This is a genomic window from Luteococcus sediminum (assembly GCF_054783495.1).
This window is the reverse complement of sequence record NZ_BAAGQL010000001.1, coordinates 163,769-180,288: the sequence shown is the minus strand read 5'-3', so window position 1 is coordinate 180,288 and position 16,520 is coordinate 163,769. Positions and strand designations below refer to the sequence as shown.

Here is a 16,520-nt window from a genome sequence, read left to right as displayed (position 1 = left end):
CGAGGTCCTCGTCAGCGCGTGAAGGCTGCCCGCAGGTCCCGTCCGGTGTGACGCCAGGACTCGACCGAGCTCACCACGTCGACCCAGGTCACGCCAGCCCTCAGCAGGACGAGCCAGGTGAGCCCGGCGCACAGCGACCACCACACCGGCCCGTTCTCCATGAAGTGGTCGGTGGACAGGTTCGCCAGCCGGAAACGCTTGCGACTGACCGGCCACAGCCACGGGCAGCCCTGACGGGTCAACGCGTCGGTGGGCAGGATGGCGTGCGAGAAGGCACCGACGCCGACACCCCAGGTCAGGGCCTGCCACGGGAAGCTCGCGGTCCGCCCCGAGTCGATCAGCCAGACGACCCCCGCGAGACACATCAGCGTGTGGGCCACGGCGCTGGACTTGCGGAAGCGAATGTGCAGCGCCGCCGATCCGATGGCCAGCACGAAGGCGGCCCAGAGCGTCGCCGGCCAGCCACCCAGGCCCACGAGCCACCAGCTCAACGCCGTGAACACCACCACCCCGAGGATGCTGTGGGTGCCGTTGCGGTGGCCACCCGAGATCGCGGCGACGACGACCGTGACGGCCTTGCTCACCGGGCCCAGGCTGCGCGCGACGGTGGCGTGGCGGTGGTCGAGGTCGGGCAGCATCGCTCCCCCGGCCGCGCCCACCACCGCCAGGCAGGTGCCCGTGGTGGTGTCGGGCATGCCCAAGGGCGTGAACAGGGGTTGCAGTGCCAGGGTCATGACGACCCCGGCCAGGGCGTGAGTGCGACCCATCATGCGGGTGGGATCCCTTCAAGGGCAGGCGAACAGAAGCGGCGAACCTATCGCACAGGTGTTCGAGCGGCCAAGTCCACAGCTCTGGCCGGGATCAGGCCAGACGCGACGGGTCCACCCGGACCCGCAGCGCACCGGCAGACTTCTTGGCCGAGCGCACCCCCAGCGCCGCCCGGGCCGCCCGGACCAGCTCCCGGCCACTGGCCAGCGGCGTGCGCAGCGTCAGCCGGTCCAGCGGCTCCTCGCTGGCAGCCGACGGCGGCAGGGGCACCGGGCCCAGCACGTCGACCACCTCGGGCAGCTCCGCCACCGCCACGAAGTCACGCAGCGCCTCGGAGCTGCCCTCCACGGTGAGGAACTTCACGGCCGGCGGCAGCCGCGCCTCACGCCGGTCGGTGAGCTCGCGGGCGGCAAAGCCCGCCGGGTCGACGCGCACCAGCGCCTGGATGGTGCGGTCCTCGCTCGGCCCGACGACGGCCACAGTCCCGCCCTGGTCGCCGCCGCGCACCAGGCCGAGCACGTTCAGCCAGCGCCGCAGTGCCTCCTCGCTGGCCCGCAGGTCGGGGCGCTGGAGCAACATCGTGGTGTCCAGCAGCACCGCCGCCGCATAGCCCAGCTCGGCCACCGGTTCGGCTCCGGGGGTGGCGACGACCAGAGCTGGCTCGCCCGCCACGCTGGCGCGCACGTGGTCGCCCGAGGAGTCGACGACGGACACTCCGGGGAAGGAACGGCCCAGTTCCTCGGTGGTGCGCACCGACCCGACGACGGGGGCCCGTAGCCGGTCGTCGCCGCAGGTCTGGCAGCGCCAGCCCACCACCAGCCGACCACACCAGCCGCAGGAGAGCTGGCGTTGTCCGTCGCTCCGTCTACCCTGCACGGGCCCCTGGCAGTGCGGGCAGCGCACGGGGGTGCGGCAGGTCTGGCAGCTCAGTGTCACCAGGTAACCGCTGCGGGGCACCTGCACCAGCACCGGCCCCTGGGCCAGGCCCGCACGGATCGTCTGGAAGACCAGGTTCGGCAGGCGGATGCTCGCCGCCAGCGGGTCTCGTTCCAGGGCCTGGTCGCTGTCCCCGGCCACCCGCACCGCCGGTGCGGTACGTCGCGCCACCGCGGTCGGCATCTCGATTGGCGCCAACCAGCCGCGTTCCACCCACTGCTGTGCCTCGGCGCTGCGGCCCCGGGCGGCAAAGAGCAGTGCGGTGCGCTCCTGGGTGGCACGAATCGCGGCGACGTCGCGGACGTGGAAGTACGGTGCGCGCGGCTCGGACCACAGGTCGTCCCCGTCGTCCCACAGCGCCACCAGCCCCAGATCGTGCACCGGGGCGAAGGCCGCGGCCCGGGTGCCGATGACGACCCTCGCACTCCCCCGCGCCACGGCCAGGTAGTTGCGATAGCGGGCCGAGGGCCCCATCTCGGCATGCAGCAGCGCGATGGCACCGGCCCCCACCACGGGCACCAGCCGAGCCTGCAGCGCCTCCAGGTCCTTGACGTCTGGGACGAGCAGCAGCGCCCCCTTGCCGGCACGCAGCGCGGCGACGCAAGCCTGCACCAGTCCCTGGAAGGGGTCGACGGCCGCGCTCGGGGCCACCTGCCAGAAGGCGCGCACCGGCTCGCCGGCGGCAACCCGGTCGAGGAAGTCGGTGCCGTGCTCGTGCAGCGGCAGCGGGCCCTGGACGTCATCGGGCAGCGTCGGCTCCGGCCACGGCTTGGGGTTGGCCTTCTCCGTGGCGGCGTGACGCGGCGGCACGGCCAGGCGAACCACGTCGCTGAAGGAGCCTGCGCAGTGGGCGGCGACGGCCCGCACCAGCTCCACCTGCTGGGGCAGCAACACCGGCTCGGCGCTGACCACCTTCTCCAGGCGGGCCAGCTTCACCCCGGCATCGCTGGTGGCGAGGCGTTCGATGACGAACCCGTCGACCATCCGCCCCGCAAATCGAGCCCGCACCCTGGCCCCTGGCACCGCCTGCTCGACCAGGGACTCGGGCACTTCGTAGTCGAAGAAGCGGTCCAGGTGGGCCAAGGGCACGTCGAGTGCGCAGCGGGCCACCGGGAGATCAGTCACGTCCCCGATGGTAGGGGCTGCCACCGACAAGCCGGGCCATCCGCGGCACTAGGGTGTTCGCGTGATCCCCGACCAGGCCCTCGAGGCCACCTCCATGCGACGCCTGCTGGCCTATGTCGGAGCCTCCCTCATCGCAGGAGGCGCCACCGTCACCGATGCCGAGAACGAGGTGCGACGCCTCGGCACCCACCTGGGCCACCCGGACGTCCAGGTCTCCGCCCACCCCACCGCCCTCACGCTGTCCCCTGGCTTCCGGTGAGCCCTCGACGGTGGAGCGCATCAGCAGCGGCCTGCGGCTCGACCAGTCACTGACCGTCGGAGAGGTGCGCCGCGACCTGATGTCCGACCGGATCACCATCGCGCAGGCGGTCCTGGCGCTGGGTGACGCCCGACGCATCCCGCACCGCTACGGCCGGGCCGGCTTCTACGGCGGCCTGGTCCTGGTCAGCATGGGAATCTGCCTGATCATGCAGCCGGTGCTGGCCAATGTGCTGCTGGCCGGGCTGTGCTCGTTGATGGTCAGCGCCCTGATGCGCGGCTCCACCCGCCACGCCCTGCTCGGGGCGCTGCTGCCCACCGTCGCCGCCTTCGTCGTCTCGCTGGTGGTGCTGGGATCGGCCCGGATGGGGATCATCGACGGCCCGCTGCGCACCCTGATCTGCCCGATCGCCGTGCTGCTGCCCGGGGCGCTGTTGAGCACGGGCATCGCCGAGCTGGCCACTGGCTCGATGGTCTCGGGCACCGCCCGCTTCTTCCAGGGCATCGTGCAGCTGCTGCTGTTCTGCCTGGGTGTGATCGCCGCCGGGCTGGTGGTGCAGGTGCCCACCAGCACCCTGACCAATACCCGGCTGGACGGCCTGGGCTGGTGGGCCTACCTCGTGGGCCTGGCCTTCATCGCCTTCGGCATCACCTTGAGCGAATCGGTGCCGTGGAGCCTGTTCGGCTGGACCTCGCTGGTGTTGGTGGCCACCTTCCTCACCCAGACCACCGGCCAGTACTACGGCCACTCCCTGCCGGTGGGGGCCTTCCTCGGGGCCGTGGTCGCGAGCTTCCTGTCGACGCTGGTGGAGGCCACCCGCGCCAATTTGCCCCGACTGATCACCTTCCTGCCGAGCTTCTGGCTGCTGGTGCCCGGAACGCTCGGCCTGATGGGGATCACAACGGTCGGCCTGGGCACCGGCCAGGCGGCCGCGGTCTATGACGTCCTGGGCCTGGTCACCTCGATCGCGCTGGGCCTGCTGGTCGGCTCGGCGCTGGCCCTGCCCTACAAGCGGATCGCGCGACGGGTGCACCATCTGGGCAAGCTTCGTCGCTGAGCCAGACACGGGTTCAGGCCCCGAACAGGCCAGTGGGCGTGGAGGCCTCCAGCTGGAGGACTCCACGCCACTGTCACCGGCTTCCGGCGCCGAGCCGGACCGGCTCAGCGCAGGGCGAGCTTCAGCGCCTCGGCGCGGTCCAGCTTCTCCCAGTTCATGCCGGGCAGCTGACGGCCGAAGTGGCCATAGGCGGTGAAGTCCGAGTAGGTCACGTCGAGCAGTCCCAGGTCGCGCACGATCGCGGCCGGGCGCAGGTCGAAGACCTCCAGCACAGCGTCGCGGATCTGCGCCTCACTGGCCTTGCCGGTGCCGAAGGTGTCGACGTAGAAGCCCACCGGGGCCGCCTTGCCGATCGCATAGGCCACCTGCACCTCGCAACGCTCGGCCAGCCCGGCCGCCACCACGTTCTTGGCCACCCAGCGCAGCGCGTAGGCGGCCGAACGGTCCACCTTCGACGGGTCCTTGCCACTGAAGGCACCGCCTCCGTGCCGGGCCATGCCGCCATAGGTGTCGACGATGATCTTGCGACCGGTGACACCGGCGTCACCCATCGGGCCGCCGATGACGAACTTGCCGGTGGGGTTGATGAAGGTCTTCATGCCCTCGGTGCGCAGGTCATAGCCCTCCAGCACGGGACCGATGACGTGGCGCTCCAGGTCGGGGGTGATGGTGCTGTCGATGCTGATGCCGTCGGCATGCTGGGTGGACATGACGATCGTGTCGACACCGACCGGCCTGCCGGCCTCGTCGTACTCGATGGTCACCTGGGTCTTGCCGTCGGGGCGCAGGTAGTCCAGCACGCCCTGCTTGCGCACGGCGGTCAGCCGCTCGGAGAGGCGGTGGGCCAGGTCGATGGGCAGCGGCATGAGGCTTTCGGTCTCATTGCACGCGTAGCCGAACATCAGGCCCTGGTCGCCGGCGCCCTGCAGGTCGAGCGCATCGCCCGAGCCCTCGCGCTTCTCGAAGGCGTGGTCGACGCCCTGGGCGATGTCGGGGCTCTGCGAGCCGATGGCCACGCTGACACCGCAGGAGCGGCCGTCGAAGCCCTTGTCGGAGGAGTCGTAGCCGATGTCAAGGACGGTCTTGCGGGCCAGGCCAGAGATGTCGGCATAGGCCTCGGTGGTGACCTCGCCGGCCACCACCACCAGTCCGGTGGTCACGAGGGTCTCGACCGCGACGCGGGCACCCTTGTCCTGGGCCAGCATGGCGTCGAGGACGGCATCGCTGATCGCGTCGGCCACCTTGTCGGGATGGCCTTCGGTGACCGATTCCGAGGTGAAGAGCCTGCTCATGGGATTCTCCATTCTGTCCGGGCGACAAGCCCGGCGCGTGACGTGTGATGCGTCGGGCCACATGCCCGACCACGGCCCCCTGGCGTGCGGGGCACCTCCACCCTAACGCGAGGTCCTGACAGGACGACCTGACAGTCCGGGCCCGGCTCAGTCGCGCGCGGCCAGGCTTCGCCGGATGGCCTCGACGATGACGGCGGCGGCCTCGGCCTTGGTCCCTTCGGCCTGCGCCACCGCACCCGCGAAGTCGATCACGACCACACGAGTGCTCGGCAGGCCGAAGACCTTGCCTCCCGAGACATCGTTGAGCACCAGCAGGTCGCACCCCTTGCGGGCCAGCTTGTGACGGCCCAGCTCCAGCAGTTCTTCAGCCTCCGGGGCGGTCTCGGCGGCGAAACCGACGATCACCTGGCCCTTGCGTGTGGCGTCCTCGGTCCTGGTCGTGACCAGCGAGCGCAACACGTCGGTCGTCTGCACCAGGTGCAGCTCGGGGGCGCCGTCGCCGTCCTTCTTGATCTTGCCCTCGCTGACGCTGGCCGGCGTGAAGTCGGCCGGTGCGGCAGCCATCACCACGGCATCGGCGTCGGCGGCGGCGCGCTGCATCGCCGCGTGCAGGTCCTCGGTGGAAACGACGCGGGTGACGGTGACGCCAGAGGGAGGCTCGGCCTGCATGTTGGCTGCGACCAGCTCCACCTCGGCGCCACGCAGGCTGGCCTCGCGGGCGATGGCCACGCCCATCAGGCCGCTGGAGGAGTTGCCGAGGAAGCGCACCGGGTCGAGGGCCTCGTGGGTGCCACCGGCCGAGACGACGACACGTCGCCCGGCAAGGTCCTGGGCTGCGATGCGGGCGGTGGCCTCGTGGCCTCCTGCCAACAGTTGCAGGCAGATCGCGGCGATCTCGGCGGGCTCCGGGAGCCGTCCGGGCCCCGTGTCGGTGCCGGTGAGTCGTCCGACGGCGGGGTCCTTCACCACAACGCCACGGCGACGCAGGGTGGCGACATTCTCGACGGTCGCCGGATGCTGCCACATCTCGGTGTGCATCGCGGGGAACATTGCGACGGGCCCGTGCGCGGTCAGCAACACATTGGTGAGCAGGTCATCGGCCCGGCCGGTCGCGGCACGCGAGAGCAGGTCCGCGGTGGCGGGGACGACGGCCACCAGGTCGGCGGTCTGACCCAGCCGCACGTGCGGGACCTCGGTGATGTCGCTCCACACGTCGGTGTTCACACGCTTGCCGCTGAGCGCCTCCCAGGTGGCGGCGCCGACGAATTTCAGTGCATTGGCGGTGGGCACGACGGTGACGTCACAGCCGGCCTCGCGCAGGCGCCGCACGACCTCGCAGGCCTTGTACGCAGCGATGCCACCGGCCACCCCGAGGACGACCCGGGGGGCGGTGGCACCGCTGGCGTCGGACGTGGTGTCAGACATGGTCGTGGCCGATCCGTCAGGCGGGATCGATCTCGCCGAAGGGGTCGCCGATCAGGGCGAAGTCGGGATCGACCTCGGCCTCTGCCTCGGCGCGGGCAGCAGCCTCCGCCTCGGGATCGATCTCCTTGCACTCCAGCACGTCGGCCTGGATCTCGCGCATGGCGATGGACAGCGGCTTCTCCTGCACGCCGGTCTCCACCAGGGGGCCGACGTTCTCGAGCAGGCCCTCGCCGAGCTGCGAGTAGTAGGCATTGATCTGACGGGCGCGCTTGGCCGCGAAGAGCACCAGGCGGTACTTCGAGTCGACCTTGTCGAGCAGTTCGTCGACAGGCGGGTTGGTGACGCCCTCGGGGATGTTTGTGGTCAAGGTGAGCCTTCGTTCTTGTCCGGGTGTGTGACGGCAGTGGCCGCCGAGCGTGACCTGAGGTCACAAGCCCAGCAAGCCTACCAAATCTTCCACCGTTTGATCGATCTCACGGTTCACCACGACGTGGTCAAACTCGTTCATCCGCGCCAGTTCCTCCTTGGCGGTGACCAGGCGGCGCTCCTGCTGCTCGGGCGTCTCGGTCCCCCGGCCCACGAGGCGGCGCACCAGTTCGTCCCAGCTGGGCGGTTCCAGGAAGATGTGCTGGGCATCGGGATAGCTCTGCCGCACCTGGCGGGCGCCCTGCAGGTCGATCTCCAGGACGACGGCCTCGCCCCGGGCCACGGCCTCGTCGACCGGGCGGCGCAGCGTGCCGTAGCGGTGTCGGCCGTGCACCACGGCCCACTCCAGCAGCCCCCGGTTGGCGACCAGTTCGTCGAAGGCCTCTTCGGTGAGGAAGTGGTAGTGCACCCCGTCGATCTCCCCGGGCCGGGGCGGACGCGTGGTCGCCGAGGTCGAGACGTAGACGCCGGGATGGAGTTGCTTGAGCCGCGCCACCACGGTGCCCTTGCCGACAGCGGTCGGGCCGCTGATGACGCTCACCCTGGGGGCTCGGACCCCCAGGGTGGACTCCGTGCGCTGCGTCACTCGAACTCGGCCTTGAGACCCGCCACCTGGTGGCGGCCCAGCCCGCGCACGCGGCGGTTGCTGGCGATCTCGAGTCGGTCCATGATCTCGCCGGCGCGCTTGTCGCCGACGCGCGGCAGTGCCTTGAGCAGGTCGACGACCTTCACGTGGGCCAGCACGTCGTCCTGGGCTGCGATGTCCAGGGCCTGTCCCAGGGTGAGGGTGCCGCTGCGCACCTTCTCCTTGAGGTCGGCACGGGCACGACGGGCCTGGGTGGCTGCCTCGCGCGCCGCCTGGAGCTGTTCGGGTGAGAGTGTGGGAATCGCCATCACGGGCCTCCAATCCTTGGTGCCGGGCACCCCGTTGCCTGGTCAATCCCCAAAATAGCGTGAGAAAGGGCTAGCCGCAGCCCCTTTCACCACACGAACGGCACTTTTTCGGTCTCCCGTCCACGCAGCAGGCCTCAGCCGAGCAGCTGGTGCAGCTCGGCGCGCAGTCCCTGGTGCTCCGGCCCACCACGCATCACCTGGCGGCTGGCCGACGGGAGCAGCCGATCGGTGGCCTGTCCGAAGATCTCGCGCAGACCCTCGATGGTGCCGCCCTGGGCCCCGATGCCGGGCACCAGCACCGAGCCGTTGAAGCAGCTCACGTCACAGCCGGGATCGGCGTGGGTGCCACCCACCACCAGGCCGATGGCGTACTGGCCCGACCGCTCGTTCTCGGCGGCGGCCGCGTCGACGATCGACTGCGAGACGCTGCCCCCGGCCGAAGTGGTGGACAACTGCACGTCGCCACCCTCGGGATTGCTGGTGCGGGCCAGCACGTAGAGGCCGCGTCCAGTCTCGTGGGCCAGGTCCATCGCGGGTCGCAGCGACTCGAAGCCCAGGTAGGGCGCCAGGGTGATGGCATCGGCCCGCAGCGGGGCGTCCTCGGACAGGTAGGCGCGGGCATAGCCGGCCATGGTGGAGCCGATGTCGCCGCGCTTGACGTCGAGGATGCTCAGGGCGCCAGCCTGCCGGATGTCGTCCAGCACGCGCTCCAGCACGGCGATGCCGGCCGAGCCGTGCACCTCATAGAAGGCAGACTGCGGCTTGAAGACGGCCACCTCGGCGCCCAGGGCCTCCACCATGGTGCGGGCACAGGTCTCCAGGCCCTTGACGTCGTCGACCAACCCCCACGCCTCGAGGATCTGCGGGTGCGGGTCGATGCCGACGCACAGCGCCCCGCGCTCGGCGGTGAGGGCCTGCAGGCGCTCGAAGTAGTTCATGTCTGCCTCTCCTGTGCTCAGCCGAGCCGGTTGATGCCGCGCACCAGGGCGGGGCCGTGGTAGATGAAGCCGGTGTAGAGCTGCACCAGGCTGGCGCCGGCGTCGAACATGGCCTGCGCGTCGGCGGGCGTCATGATGCCGCCAACCCCCATCACCGGCAGGTCGGTGGTCTCGGCGATGTGGCGCACCATCTCTCGGGAGCGCACGGTCAGCGGGGCTCCCGACAGCCCCCCGGCCTCGGTGGCCAGGCTGCGGTCCTGTCCCACCAGTCCGTCGCGCGCCAGGGTGGTGTTGGTGGCGATCATGCCGCGCACCCCGGCCTCCACGCAGGTGGCGAGCACCTCGTCGAGGGCCTCGGTGGTGAGGTCAGGTGCCACCTTGACGAAGACCGGCACCGGGTCGGACGGGTCGAGCTCGCGGGTCTCGGCGACCAGTGCCGTGACCAGTTTGCGCAGTGCCTCGCCGTCCTGCAGGCTGCGAAGGCCCGGGGTGTTGGGGCTGGAGATGTTGATCGCGACGTAGTCGGCCTTGTCCGCGAGCAGGCGCAGGCTGGTGAGGTAGTCCTCGACCGCATCCTCCAGCGGGGTCACCTTGGTCTTTCCCAGGCTGATGCCGAGCGGGATGCCCAGGGCCCGGTTGCCGCGGCGCACGCCCCATCCGTCGAGGCGCTCGGCCAAGGCCGTGGCGCCCTCGTTGTTGAAGCCCATCCGGTTGACGATCCCGCGGGACTCGCGGGCGCGGAAGACGCGCGGCTTGGGGTTGCCCGGCTGACCGAAGGCGGTGACGGTGCCCAACTCGGCGAAGCCGAAGCCGAGGCCGGCCCAGGCACGGGCGGCGACGCCGTTCTTGTCCAGGCCAGCCGCGACGCCGACCCGTCCGGGGAAGTCGATCCCGGCCACCAGGGTGCTGGAGCGACGGGCCATGGCAGCCGTGCCCAGGCCGAGGACTGGCTGCGGCACGTGGCCGACCAGTCCGAGGGCCTGGATCATGTCCTCGTGGATCTTCTCGGCGTCCCCGCCGCGGGCGCGGAAGAGCGCGGGGCGCACCAGGTGCTGGTAACCAGCGAGCAGGCCCCGGGTCAGGGCCTCGGAGCCGGTCACTTGTCTGCCTCCAGTGCGGCCTCGACTTCGGCGGCCCATTCCTGCAACGAGCGCACGGCGATCTCGGAACGGCCCTCGTGCTGCTGCTGCATCACCTCGACGGCCTGGACGCAGGCTGCGAAGCCCTGGGCCGTGGTGATGCACACGGCGCCGTTGACCACGGCGGAGGCGCGGATCTCGTAGCCGTCGGCGCGCTCGGTGCCGGTGGGCTTGCCGGGTGTGTTGAACAGCGCGTGCACCTCGCCGCTGCGGATCAGGTCCACGATGGTGGGCTCGCCATTGGGGCCGCGTCCCTCGGAGAGCTTGCGCACGACCGTGGTCTCGACCCCCTGGCGGTTGAGCACCGTGGCGGTGCCGCCGGTGGCCAGGATCGTGAAGCCCATGTCGTGCAGCTTCTTGACCGGGAAGATCGAGTGCCGCTTGTCCTTGTTGGCCATGGAGACGAAGAAGGAGCCCGAGGTGGGCAGGTGGTGCCCGGCCGCGGCCAGTCCCTTGGCGAAGGACTCGCCGAAGGTGCCTGACAGGCCCATCACCTCGCCGGTGGAGCGCATCTCCGGGCCGAGGATGGTGTCGACATTGTGGCCGTCCGGGGTGCGGAAACGGTTGAAGGGCAGCACGGCCTCCTTGACGGCCATGGGGACGCCCGGCCAGGTGTGGGAGCCGTCCACCGTCTTGCGCAGGACGCCCTGCACGCGCAGTTCCGCGATGGTGGAGCCCATCATGATCATGGTCGCCGCCTTCGCCAGTTCCGTGGCGGTGGCCTTGGAGACGAAGGGGACGGTGCGGCTGGCCCGCGGATTGGCCTCCAGGACGTAGAGCACGTCCCCGGCCAGGGCGAACTGGATGTTGAGCAGGCCGCGCACGCCCACGCCGCGGGCGATGGCCTCGGTGGAGGTGCGGATCTGGTCGATGACCTCGCTGCCGAGCGTGATCGGCGGCAGGGCGCAGGCGGAGTCACCGGAGTGCACCCCGGCCTCCTCGATGTGCTCCATGACGCCGCCCAGGTAGAGCTCGGTCCCGTCGTAGAGGGCGTCGACGTCGATCTCCACCGCATCGAGCAGGAAGCGGTCCACCAGCACCGGGCTGGTGGCGCTGATCAGCGTGGAGCTGGCGATGTAGCGCTGCAGGCTGGTCTCGTCATAGACGGTCTCCATGCCGCGCCCGCCCAGCACATAGGAGGGGCGCACCAGCACCGGGTAGCCGATCTCCTCGGCGATGACCCGGGCCTGGTCGAAGCTGACGGCCATGCCGTGGGCGGGGGCGCGCAGGCCGGCATCGTGCAGCACTGCCTCGAAGGCGCCGCGCTCCTCGGCCAGGTGGATGGCCTCCGGGCTGGTGCCGACGATCGGCACCCCGGCGTCCTTGAGCTGCTGGGCGAGCTTGAGCGGGGTCTGCCCGCCCAGCTGCACGATGACGCCCACGACCGGACCGGCCTGGCACTCGGCGTGGTAGATCTCCAGCACGTCCTCGAGCGTGAGCGGTTCGAAGTAGAGCCGGTCGGAGGTGTCGTAGTCGGTGGAGACGGTCTCGGGATTGCAGTTGACCATGATCGACTCGTAGCCGGCGGCACTCAGCGCCATGGCGGCGTGCACGCAGGAGTAGTCGAACTCGATGCCCTGGCCGATGCGGTTCGGGCCGGAGCCGAGGATCAGCACCGCCTCCTTGGTGCGGGGCGCGATCTCGGTCTCCTCGTCATAGGACGAGTAGTGGTAGGGCGTTCGGGCGGCGAACTCGGCCGCACAGGTGTCGACGGTCTTGTAGACGGGGCGGATGCCCAGCGCCCAGCGCACGCCGCGCACCACGTCGGTGCCCATGTGGCGGGCCGACGCGATCTGGGCGTCGGAGAAGCCGTGGCGCTTGGCCAGGCGCAGCACGTCGGCGGTCAGCTCGGGGGCCTCGGCCACCTGGCGGGCGACCTCGACCAGCAACACGAGCTGGTCGACGAACCACGGGTCGATGCCGGTGATCTGGTGGACCTCCTCGGCGGTGGCACCGGCCATCAGGGCCTGGAAGACCTCGCCGGTGCGGCCGTCGTGGGGGCGCGCGATCAGCTCCAGCAGCTCCTCCTTGGAGCGCTCGGGCATGGTCAGCAGGAAGGGCGCCTTGGAGTCCTCCAGCGAGCGCAGCGCCTTGCCCAGCGCTTCGGTGAAGTTGCGGCCGATGGCCATCGCCTCGCCGACGCTCTTCATGTGGGTGGTGAGGGTGTCGTCGGCGCTGGGGAACTTCTCGAAGGCGAAGCGGGGCACCTTCACCACCACGTAGTCGAGGCTGGGCTCGAAACTCGCCGGCGTCTGCTCGGTGATGTCGTTGTCGATCTCGTCGAGGGTGTAGCCGACGGCGACCTTGGCGGCGATCTTGGCGATCGGGAAGCCGGTGGCCTTGGAGGCCAGGGCCGAGGAGCGCGAGACGCGCGGGTTCATCTCGATGACGACCATGCGGCCGTTGTCCGGGTTGATGGCGAACTGGATGTTGCAGCCGCCGGTGTCGACGCCCACCTTGCGGATGACCTCGATCGAGACATCGCGCATGAACTGGTACTCGCGATCGGTCAGCGTCATGGCGGGGGCGACGGTGATCGAGTCGCCGGTGTGCACGCCGACCGGGTCGAAGTTCTCGATGGAGCAGACGATCACGACATTGTCGGCCTTGTCGCGCATCACCTCCAGCTCGTACTCCTTCCAGCCGAGGATGGACTCCTCGATGAGCACCTCGGTGGTGGGGCTCAGGTCGAGCCCGGTGCCGGCGATGCGGCGCAGCTCGTCCTCGTCGTGGGCGAAGCCGGAGCCGGCACCGCCCATGGTGAAGGAGGGACGCACCACGACCGGGTATCCGAGCTTGTCAGCGGCGGCCAGTACCTCGTCCATGGTGTGGCAGATCTCGGAACGTGCCACCTCGGCCACTCCCCCGCTCACCTCGAGCGAGGTGACGATGTCGTTGAACTTCTGGCGGTCCTCGCCGCGCTGGATCGCGTCGAAGCTGGCGCCGATCATCTCGACGCCGTACTTGTCCAGCACGCCGTTCTCGTGCAGCGCGACGGCGGCGTTGAGTGCGGTCTGCCCGCCCAGGGTCGGCAGGATCGCGTCGGGGCGCTCCTTGGCGATCACCTTCTCGACGTACTCGGGGGTGATGGGCTCCACATAGGTGGCATCGGCGAACTCGGGGTCGGTCATGATCGTGGCCGGGTTCGAGTTCACCAGGATCACCCGGTAGCCCTCCTCGCGCAGCACCCGGCAGGCCTGCGTGCCCGAGTAGTCGAACTCGGCGGCCTGGCCGATGACGATCGGGCCGGAGCCGATCACCAGGATCGATGAGATGTCAGTGCGCTTCGGCATGGCCGTCCTCCTGCGTGGTGGTTGCGGCGAGGAATCTCACGCCGTCTCGAAAACAAACAAAACTGGGCGACTGGTTGGCGTCGATGGCCATGTGGCTGGCAACCAGCCGTGCAACCTCGGCCTTTGGCATGCCCGCCGGGTAGTAGCCGCGACGCTTCAGCTGGTCCTCCAGCCGCCGGGCGGGGTCACGGATGTCGTCAGGTCGACGCAGACCCCGCTCCTGCGTCCAGTGGGCGCTGATGCGCGGGAAGGCCGCGTGCAGCGCGGCCCCGTCGCCGAAGAACCACGACTCGAGCATTTCGTCGGCCAGTCGGCACATCACCTGCCCTCTCGTCCTGGTGGCGGCGCTGGCCAGGCTCAAGTTCGCGGCGCGGACCCATCCGTGCAGTTCGCCCAGAACAGCACGACAGTCCTCCTGGTCCACATCCCGCAGCAGGACAACAGCCCGGCCGGGCTCGCTGGCCAGGAAATACTCGTAGCCCTTCAGACGGCCCGGGAGCTTGTTCATGAACTGCGACTTGCTTCCCAGATCGAATACCTCGAAGCCAAGACCCGGAGAGATTCGCGGCATGAGCTGTTCGACAGCCTCCTTCATGGACCATCCCTCGACGAGCAAGTCCAGATGGGTCACACTCATCGAACCGGATCCGCCCCGGACAGGTAGCCCTCTGACCACAGCTCGGCCAAGCTGGCACCTGCTTCCAACATGGCGCGTACCCTCGCGTCCTCGGAGGCACGCAAGACCTTGGCATATCCGTCCTCGCCACGGTGGATTGACCACAACTCCTTGGGCTGCAGATCCCGCAGGAACTCCGGCGAGTGGGTGGTGACGAAGACCTGGGAGCGTGCGGACATGGCCCGGATGCTGCTCGCCAATACCGGCACCACCTTGGGGTGCAACTGGTTCTCCGGCTCCTCGATACCGATGACTGGAGCGGGGTCTGGGTCGTGCAGGAGGGTGAGATAGGCCAACAGCCGCAGAGTGCCATCGCTGGTGAACTTCGACAGGATTGGTTCGTCGAAGGGCGCGTCCTTCAACTTCAGAAGCAGGCGCCCATCGGCCATGGTCTCGGGGATGAGCCGTTCCAGGCGGGGCACCTGTCGAGACAGGTCGGTGAAGATCCGCCCCAGGTCCTCCGAATGGTTCTCCTGGAAGAATTGGATCACGTTGGCCAGATTGTCCCCAGACTGGCTCAACCGCGCTTGGGGGCCCGTTTCCGGTGTCGACCTGGTGGCATTGGCGTCCAGATAGGACAGGTACCATCCGGTGATGAAGTCCCGCAGGGCCTTGACCCGAGGATGCTGCTGGAACTGGCCCAAAGCCGACACCGCCAGCAGGTCCTCGGAGGCAAGACGCTCGTCGCTGATCGTGCCTGAGGTCTCGTCGAAGACCGTCCCCGCCCCGTGGGCGAAATTGAGGATGTCCTTGGGCCTGCCCGACCCGGGACTCACCGACCAGGTCAGCTTCTCCTTCACCACGATCGGGTGCAGTCGCTGCTCGCCGATCTGCAAGGTGTAGGTGACCAACCGTTCCTTGCCCTCGTCGTCCGCTGCGCGATACTTCAGGGTGAAGACCACGTCCCCTTCGTATCCCCGGCTCCGGATACCGTCGCGACGGTTGCGTCGATCCCACGCCGCACGAAGGCCCAGCGTGAACGTCTCATGGAGGAAGGCAAAGACGTCAATGACGGTGGACTTGCCCGAACCGTTGGCCCCACACAGCACGGTTAGGGGTGTCAGGTTCGTGAAGGTCACGTCCCTCAGGGTCCGGTAACCCCGGACCGTCAACGTCTCAATCCGCATCAGCGGCCTCCATGACATCCACGAAGCGGTCGAAGAGGTAGTCGGCGTCGTGGGGGCCGGCGGCGGCTTCGGGGTGGTACTGGACGCTGAAGGCGACCAGTGGCCCCTCGGCGCCATCGCGGCGCAGTTCGAGGCCCTCCACGACGTCGTCGTTGAGGCAGACGTGGCTGACGGTGGCACTGCCGAAGTCGGTGCTGGTGGCGCCGTCCTTCGGGGCGTCGACCGCGAAGCCGTGGTTGTGGGCGGTGATCTCCACCTTGCCGGTGGTGCGATCCATCACCGGCTGGTTGATTCCGCGGTGGCCGTACTTGAGCTTGTAGGTGCCGAAGCCCAGTGCACGGCCGAAGATCTGGTTGCCGAAGCAGATGCCGAAGTAGGGCAGCCGGGCAGCCAGCACCTCGCGCAATAGGGCGGTGGCGTGTTCGGCGGTGGCCGGGTCTCCGGGGCCGTTGGAGAAGAAGACGCCATTGGGCTGGATTGCCTGGATGTCGGCCAGGGTGCTCGTGGCGGGCATCACGTGCACCTCGATGCCGCGCTCGGCCATCCGTCGCGGGGTGTTCGACTTGATGCCCAGGTCGAGGGCGGCGACGGTGAAGCGCTTCTCGCCCTTGGCGGGCACCACGACGGTCTCGCGGGTGGTGACGTCGCCGACCAGGTCGGCGCCACTCATCTCGGGCTGGTCGAGCACCTGCTGACGCAGGGCCTCGGCGTCGAGCACCTCGGTGCTGATCGCCACGCGCATCGCGCCCCGCTCACGCAGGTGGCGGGTCAGGGCACGGGTGTCGATCTCGCTGATGCCGACGATGCCCTGCTTCACCAGTTCCTCGTCGAGGCTGCGGCGGCTGCGCCAGTTGGAGGCCAACCGGGCGGGGTCGCGGACCACATAGCCGGCCACCCAGATCTGCTCGGACTCGTCGTCCTCGTCATTCCAGCCGGTGTTGCCCACGTGCGGGGCGGTGGCGACGACCACCTGGCGGTGGTAACTCGGATCGGTGAGCGTCTCCTGGTAGCCACTCATCCCCGTGGAGAAGACCGCTTCACCAAAGGTGGTACCGGTGGCTCCGAAGGAAGTGCCGCGGAAACTGCGGCCATCCTCAAGAACCAGGATCGCCGGAACCGACGAATGGGAGCCGAACTGGGACGAGGTCATGGCCATCCTCCCCTG

General features: G+C 69.5%; 15 protein-coding genes. 2 read left to right on the top strand and 13 right to left on the bottom strand.

The annotated features are described in order from the left end of the window. Positions 1 to 11: 11 nt before the first annotated feature. Entirely contained in the window at positions 12 to 770 is a 759-nt protein-coding gene (locus tag ACYVKA_RS00805) for a metal-dependent hydrolase (protein ID WP_460702172.1), read from the bottom strand. A 91-nt stretch (positions 771 to 861) separates the two neighbouring features. Next, a complete protein-coding gene (locus ACYVKA_RS00800; protein ID WP_460702170.1) occupies positions 862 to 2,829 on the bottom strand; it encodes a primosomal protein N' in 1,968 nt (655 codons plus the stop codon). Between the two features lie 61 nt (positions 2,830 to 2,890). Here ACYVKA_RS00800 and ACYVKA_RS00795 point away from each other — a divergent pair, with 61 nt between their 5' ends. Then, positions 2,891 to 3,088: a hypothetical protein gene (locus ACYVKA_RS00795; RefSeq protein WP_460702168.1), complete on the top strand. Its 198-nt coding sequence runs from the start codon at positions 2,891 to 2,893 to the stop codon at positions 3,086 to 3,088. Between the two features lie 10 nt (positions 3,089 to 3,098). After that, complete coding sequence (locus ACYVKA_RS00790; protein ID WP_460702166.1) at positions 3,099 to 4,145, top strand: threonine/serine exporter family protein; 1,047 nt, start codon at positions 3,099 to 3,101, stop codon at positions 4,143 to 4,145. A gap of 104 nt (positions 4,146 to 4,249) precedes the next feature. Here the strand turns inward: ACYVKA_RS00790 and metK are convergent, their stop codons facing one another. From metK to carA, 11 genes are all read right to left on the bottom strand, one after another. Next, the gene (gene metK / locus ACYVKA_RS00785) at positions 4,250 to 5,437 is read right to left on the bottom strand and encodes a methionine adenosyltransferase (RefSeq protein WP_460702164.1); all 1,188 of its coding nucleotides are present in this window, start codon (positions 5,435 to 5,437) and stop codon (positions 4,250 to 4,252) included. 147 nt (positions 5,438 to 5,584) lie between these two features. Beyond that, complete coding sequence (gene coaBC, locus ACYVKA_RS00780; RefSeq protein ID WP_460702162.1) at positions 5,585 to 6,862, bottom strand: bifunctional phosphopantothenoylcysteine decarboxylase/phosphopantothenate--cysteine ligase CoaBC; 1,278 nt, start codon at positions 6,860 to 6,862, stop codon at positions 5,585 to 5,587. Between the two features lie 16 nt (positions 6,863 to 6,878). Continuing rightward, positions 6,879 to 7,229 (bottom strand): DNA-directed RNA polymerase subunit omega, encoded by a 351-nt coding sequence (rpoZ, locus tag ACYVKA_RS00775; RefSeq protein WP_394274814.1) that lies wholly within the window; start codon positions 7,227 to 7,229, stop codon positions 6,879 to 6,881. 60 nt (positions 7,230 to 7,289) lie between these two features. Beyond that, positions 7,290 to 7,874 (bottom strand): guanylate kinase, encoded by a 585-nt coding sequence (gene gmk / locus ACYVKA_RS00770; protein WP_394274815.1) that lies wholly within the window; start codon positions 7,872 to 7,874, stop codon positions 7,290 to 7,292. Then, complete coding sequence (mihF, locus tag ACYVKA_RS00765; protein WP_460702160.1) at positions 7,871 to 8,182, bottom strand: integration host factor, actinobacterial type; 312 nt, start codon at positions 8,180 to 8,182, stop codon at positions 7,871 to 7,873. The genes gmk and mihF overlap by 4 nt, the downstream gene beginning before the upstream one ends. Positions 8,183 to 8,316: 134 nt before the next feature. After that, on the bottom strand, positions 8,317 to 9,120 hold the full coding sequence (pyrF, locus tag ACYVKA_RS00760) for an orotidine-5'-phosphate decarboxylase (RefSeq protein ID WP_460702158.1): 804 nt from the start codon (positions 9,118 to 9,120) through the stop codon (positions 8,317 to 8,319). Between the two features lie 17 nt (positions 9,121 to 9,137). Next, positions 9,138 to 10,220, bottom strand: coding sequence for a quinone-dependent dihydroorotate dehydrogenase (locus ACYVKA_RS00755; RefSeq protein ID WP_460702156.1), 1,083 nt, complete (start codon positions 10,218 to 10,220; stop codon positions 9,138 to 9,140). Continuing rightward, positions 10,217 to 13,552, bottom strand: a complete 3,336-nt coding sequence (gene carB, locus ACYVKA_RS00750; RefSeq protein ID WP_460702154.1) for a carbamoyl-phosphate synthase large subunit — start codon at positions 13,550 to 13,552, stop codon at positions 10,217 to 10,219. The genes ACYVKA_RS00755 and carB overlap by 4 nt, the downstream gene beginning before the upstream one ends. Continuing rightward, on the bottom strand, positions 13,536 to 14,189 hold the full coding sequence (locus ACYVKA_RS00745; RefSeq protein ID WP_460702151.1) for a DUF4276 family protein: 654 nt from the start codon (positions 14,187 to 14,189) through the stop codon (positions 13,536 to 13,538). The genes carB and ACYVKA_RS00745 overlap by 17 nt, the downstream gene beginning before the upstream one ends. Further along, positions 14,186 to 15,355, bottom strand: coding sequence for an AAA family ATPase (locus tag ACYVKA_RS00740; protein WP_460702324.1), 1,170 nt, complete (start codon positions 15,353 to 15,355; stop codon positions 14,186 to 14,188). Before ACYVKA_RS00740 ends, ACYVKA_RS00745 begins: the two co-directional genes overlap by 4 nt. Further along, a complete protein-coding gene (gene carA / locus ACYVKA_RS00735) occupies positions 15,345 to 16,505 on the bottom strand; it encodes a glutamine-hydrolyzing carbamoyl-phosphate synthase small subunit (RefSeq protein ID WP_460702149.1) in 1,161 nt (386 codons plus the stop codon). Before carA ends, ACYVKA_RS00740 begins: the two co-directional genes overlap by 11 nt. Positions 16,506 to 16,520: the final 15 nt, after the last annotated feature.

Excerpts from the sequence above, each read along its gene's own strand:
- ACYVKA_RS00805 (WP_460702172.1), bottom strand. The coding sequence starts at position 770 with ATGATGGGTCGCACTCACGCCCTGGCCGGGGTCGTCATGACCCTGGCA.
- ACYVKA_RS00745 (WP_460702151.1), bottom strand. The coding sequence starts at position 14,189 with ATGAGTGTGACCCATCTGGACTTGCTCGTCGAGGGATGGTCCATGAAG.
- metK (WP_460702164.1), bottom strand. The coding sequence starts at position 5,437 with ATGAGCAGGCTCTTCACCTCGGAATCGGTCACCGAAGGCCATCCCGAC.
- coaBC (WP_460702162.1), bottom strand. The coding sequence starts at position 6,862 with ATGTCTGACACCACGTCCGACGCCAGCGGTGCCACCGCCCCCCGGGTC.
- carA (WP_460702149.1), bottom strand. The coding sequence starts at position 16,505 with ATGACCTCGTCCCAGTTCGGCTCCCATTCGTCGGTTCCGGCGATCCTG.
- mihF (WP_460702160.1), bottom strand. The coding sequence starts at position 8,182 with ATGGCGATTCCCACACTCTCACCCGAACAGCTCCAGGCGGCGCGCGAG.
- pyrF (WP_460702158.1), bottom strand. The coding sequence starts at position 9,120 with ATGAACTACTTCGAGCGCCTGCAGGCCCTCACCGCCGAGCGCGGGGCG.
- carB (WP_460702154.1), bottom strand. The coding sequence starts at position 13,552 with ATGCCGAAGCGCACTGACATCTCATCGATCCTGGTGATCGGCTCCGGC.
- ACYVKA_RS00740 (WP_460702324.1), bottom strand. The coding sequence starts at position 15,355 with ATGCGGATTGAGACGTTGACGGTCCGGGGTTACCGGACCCTGAGGGAC.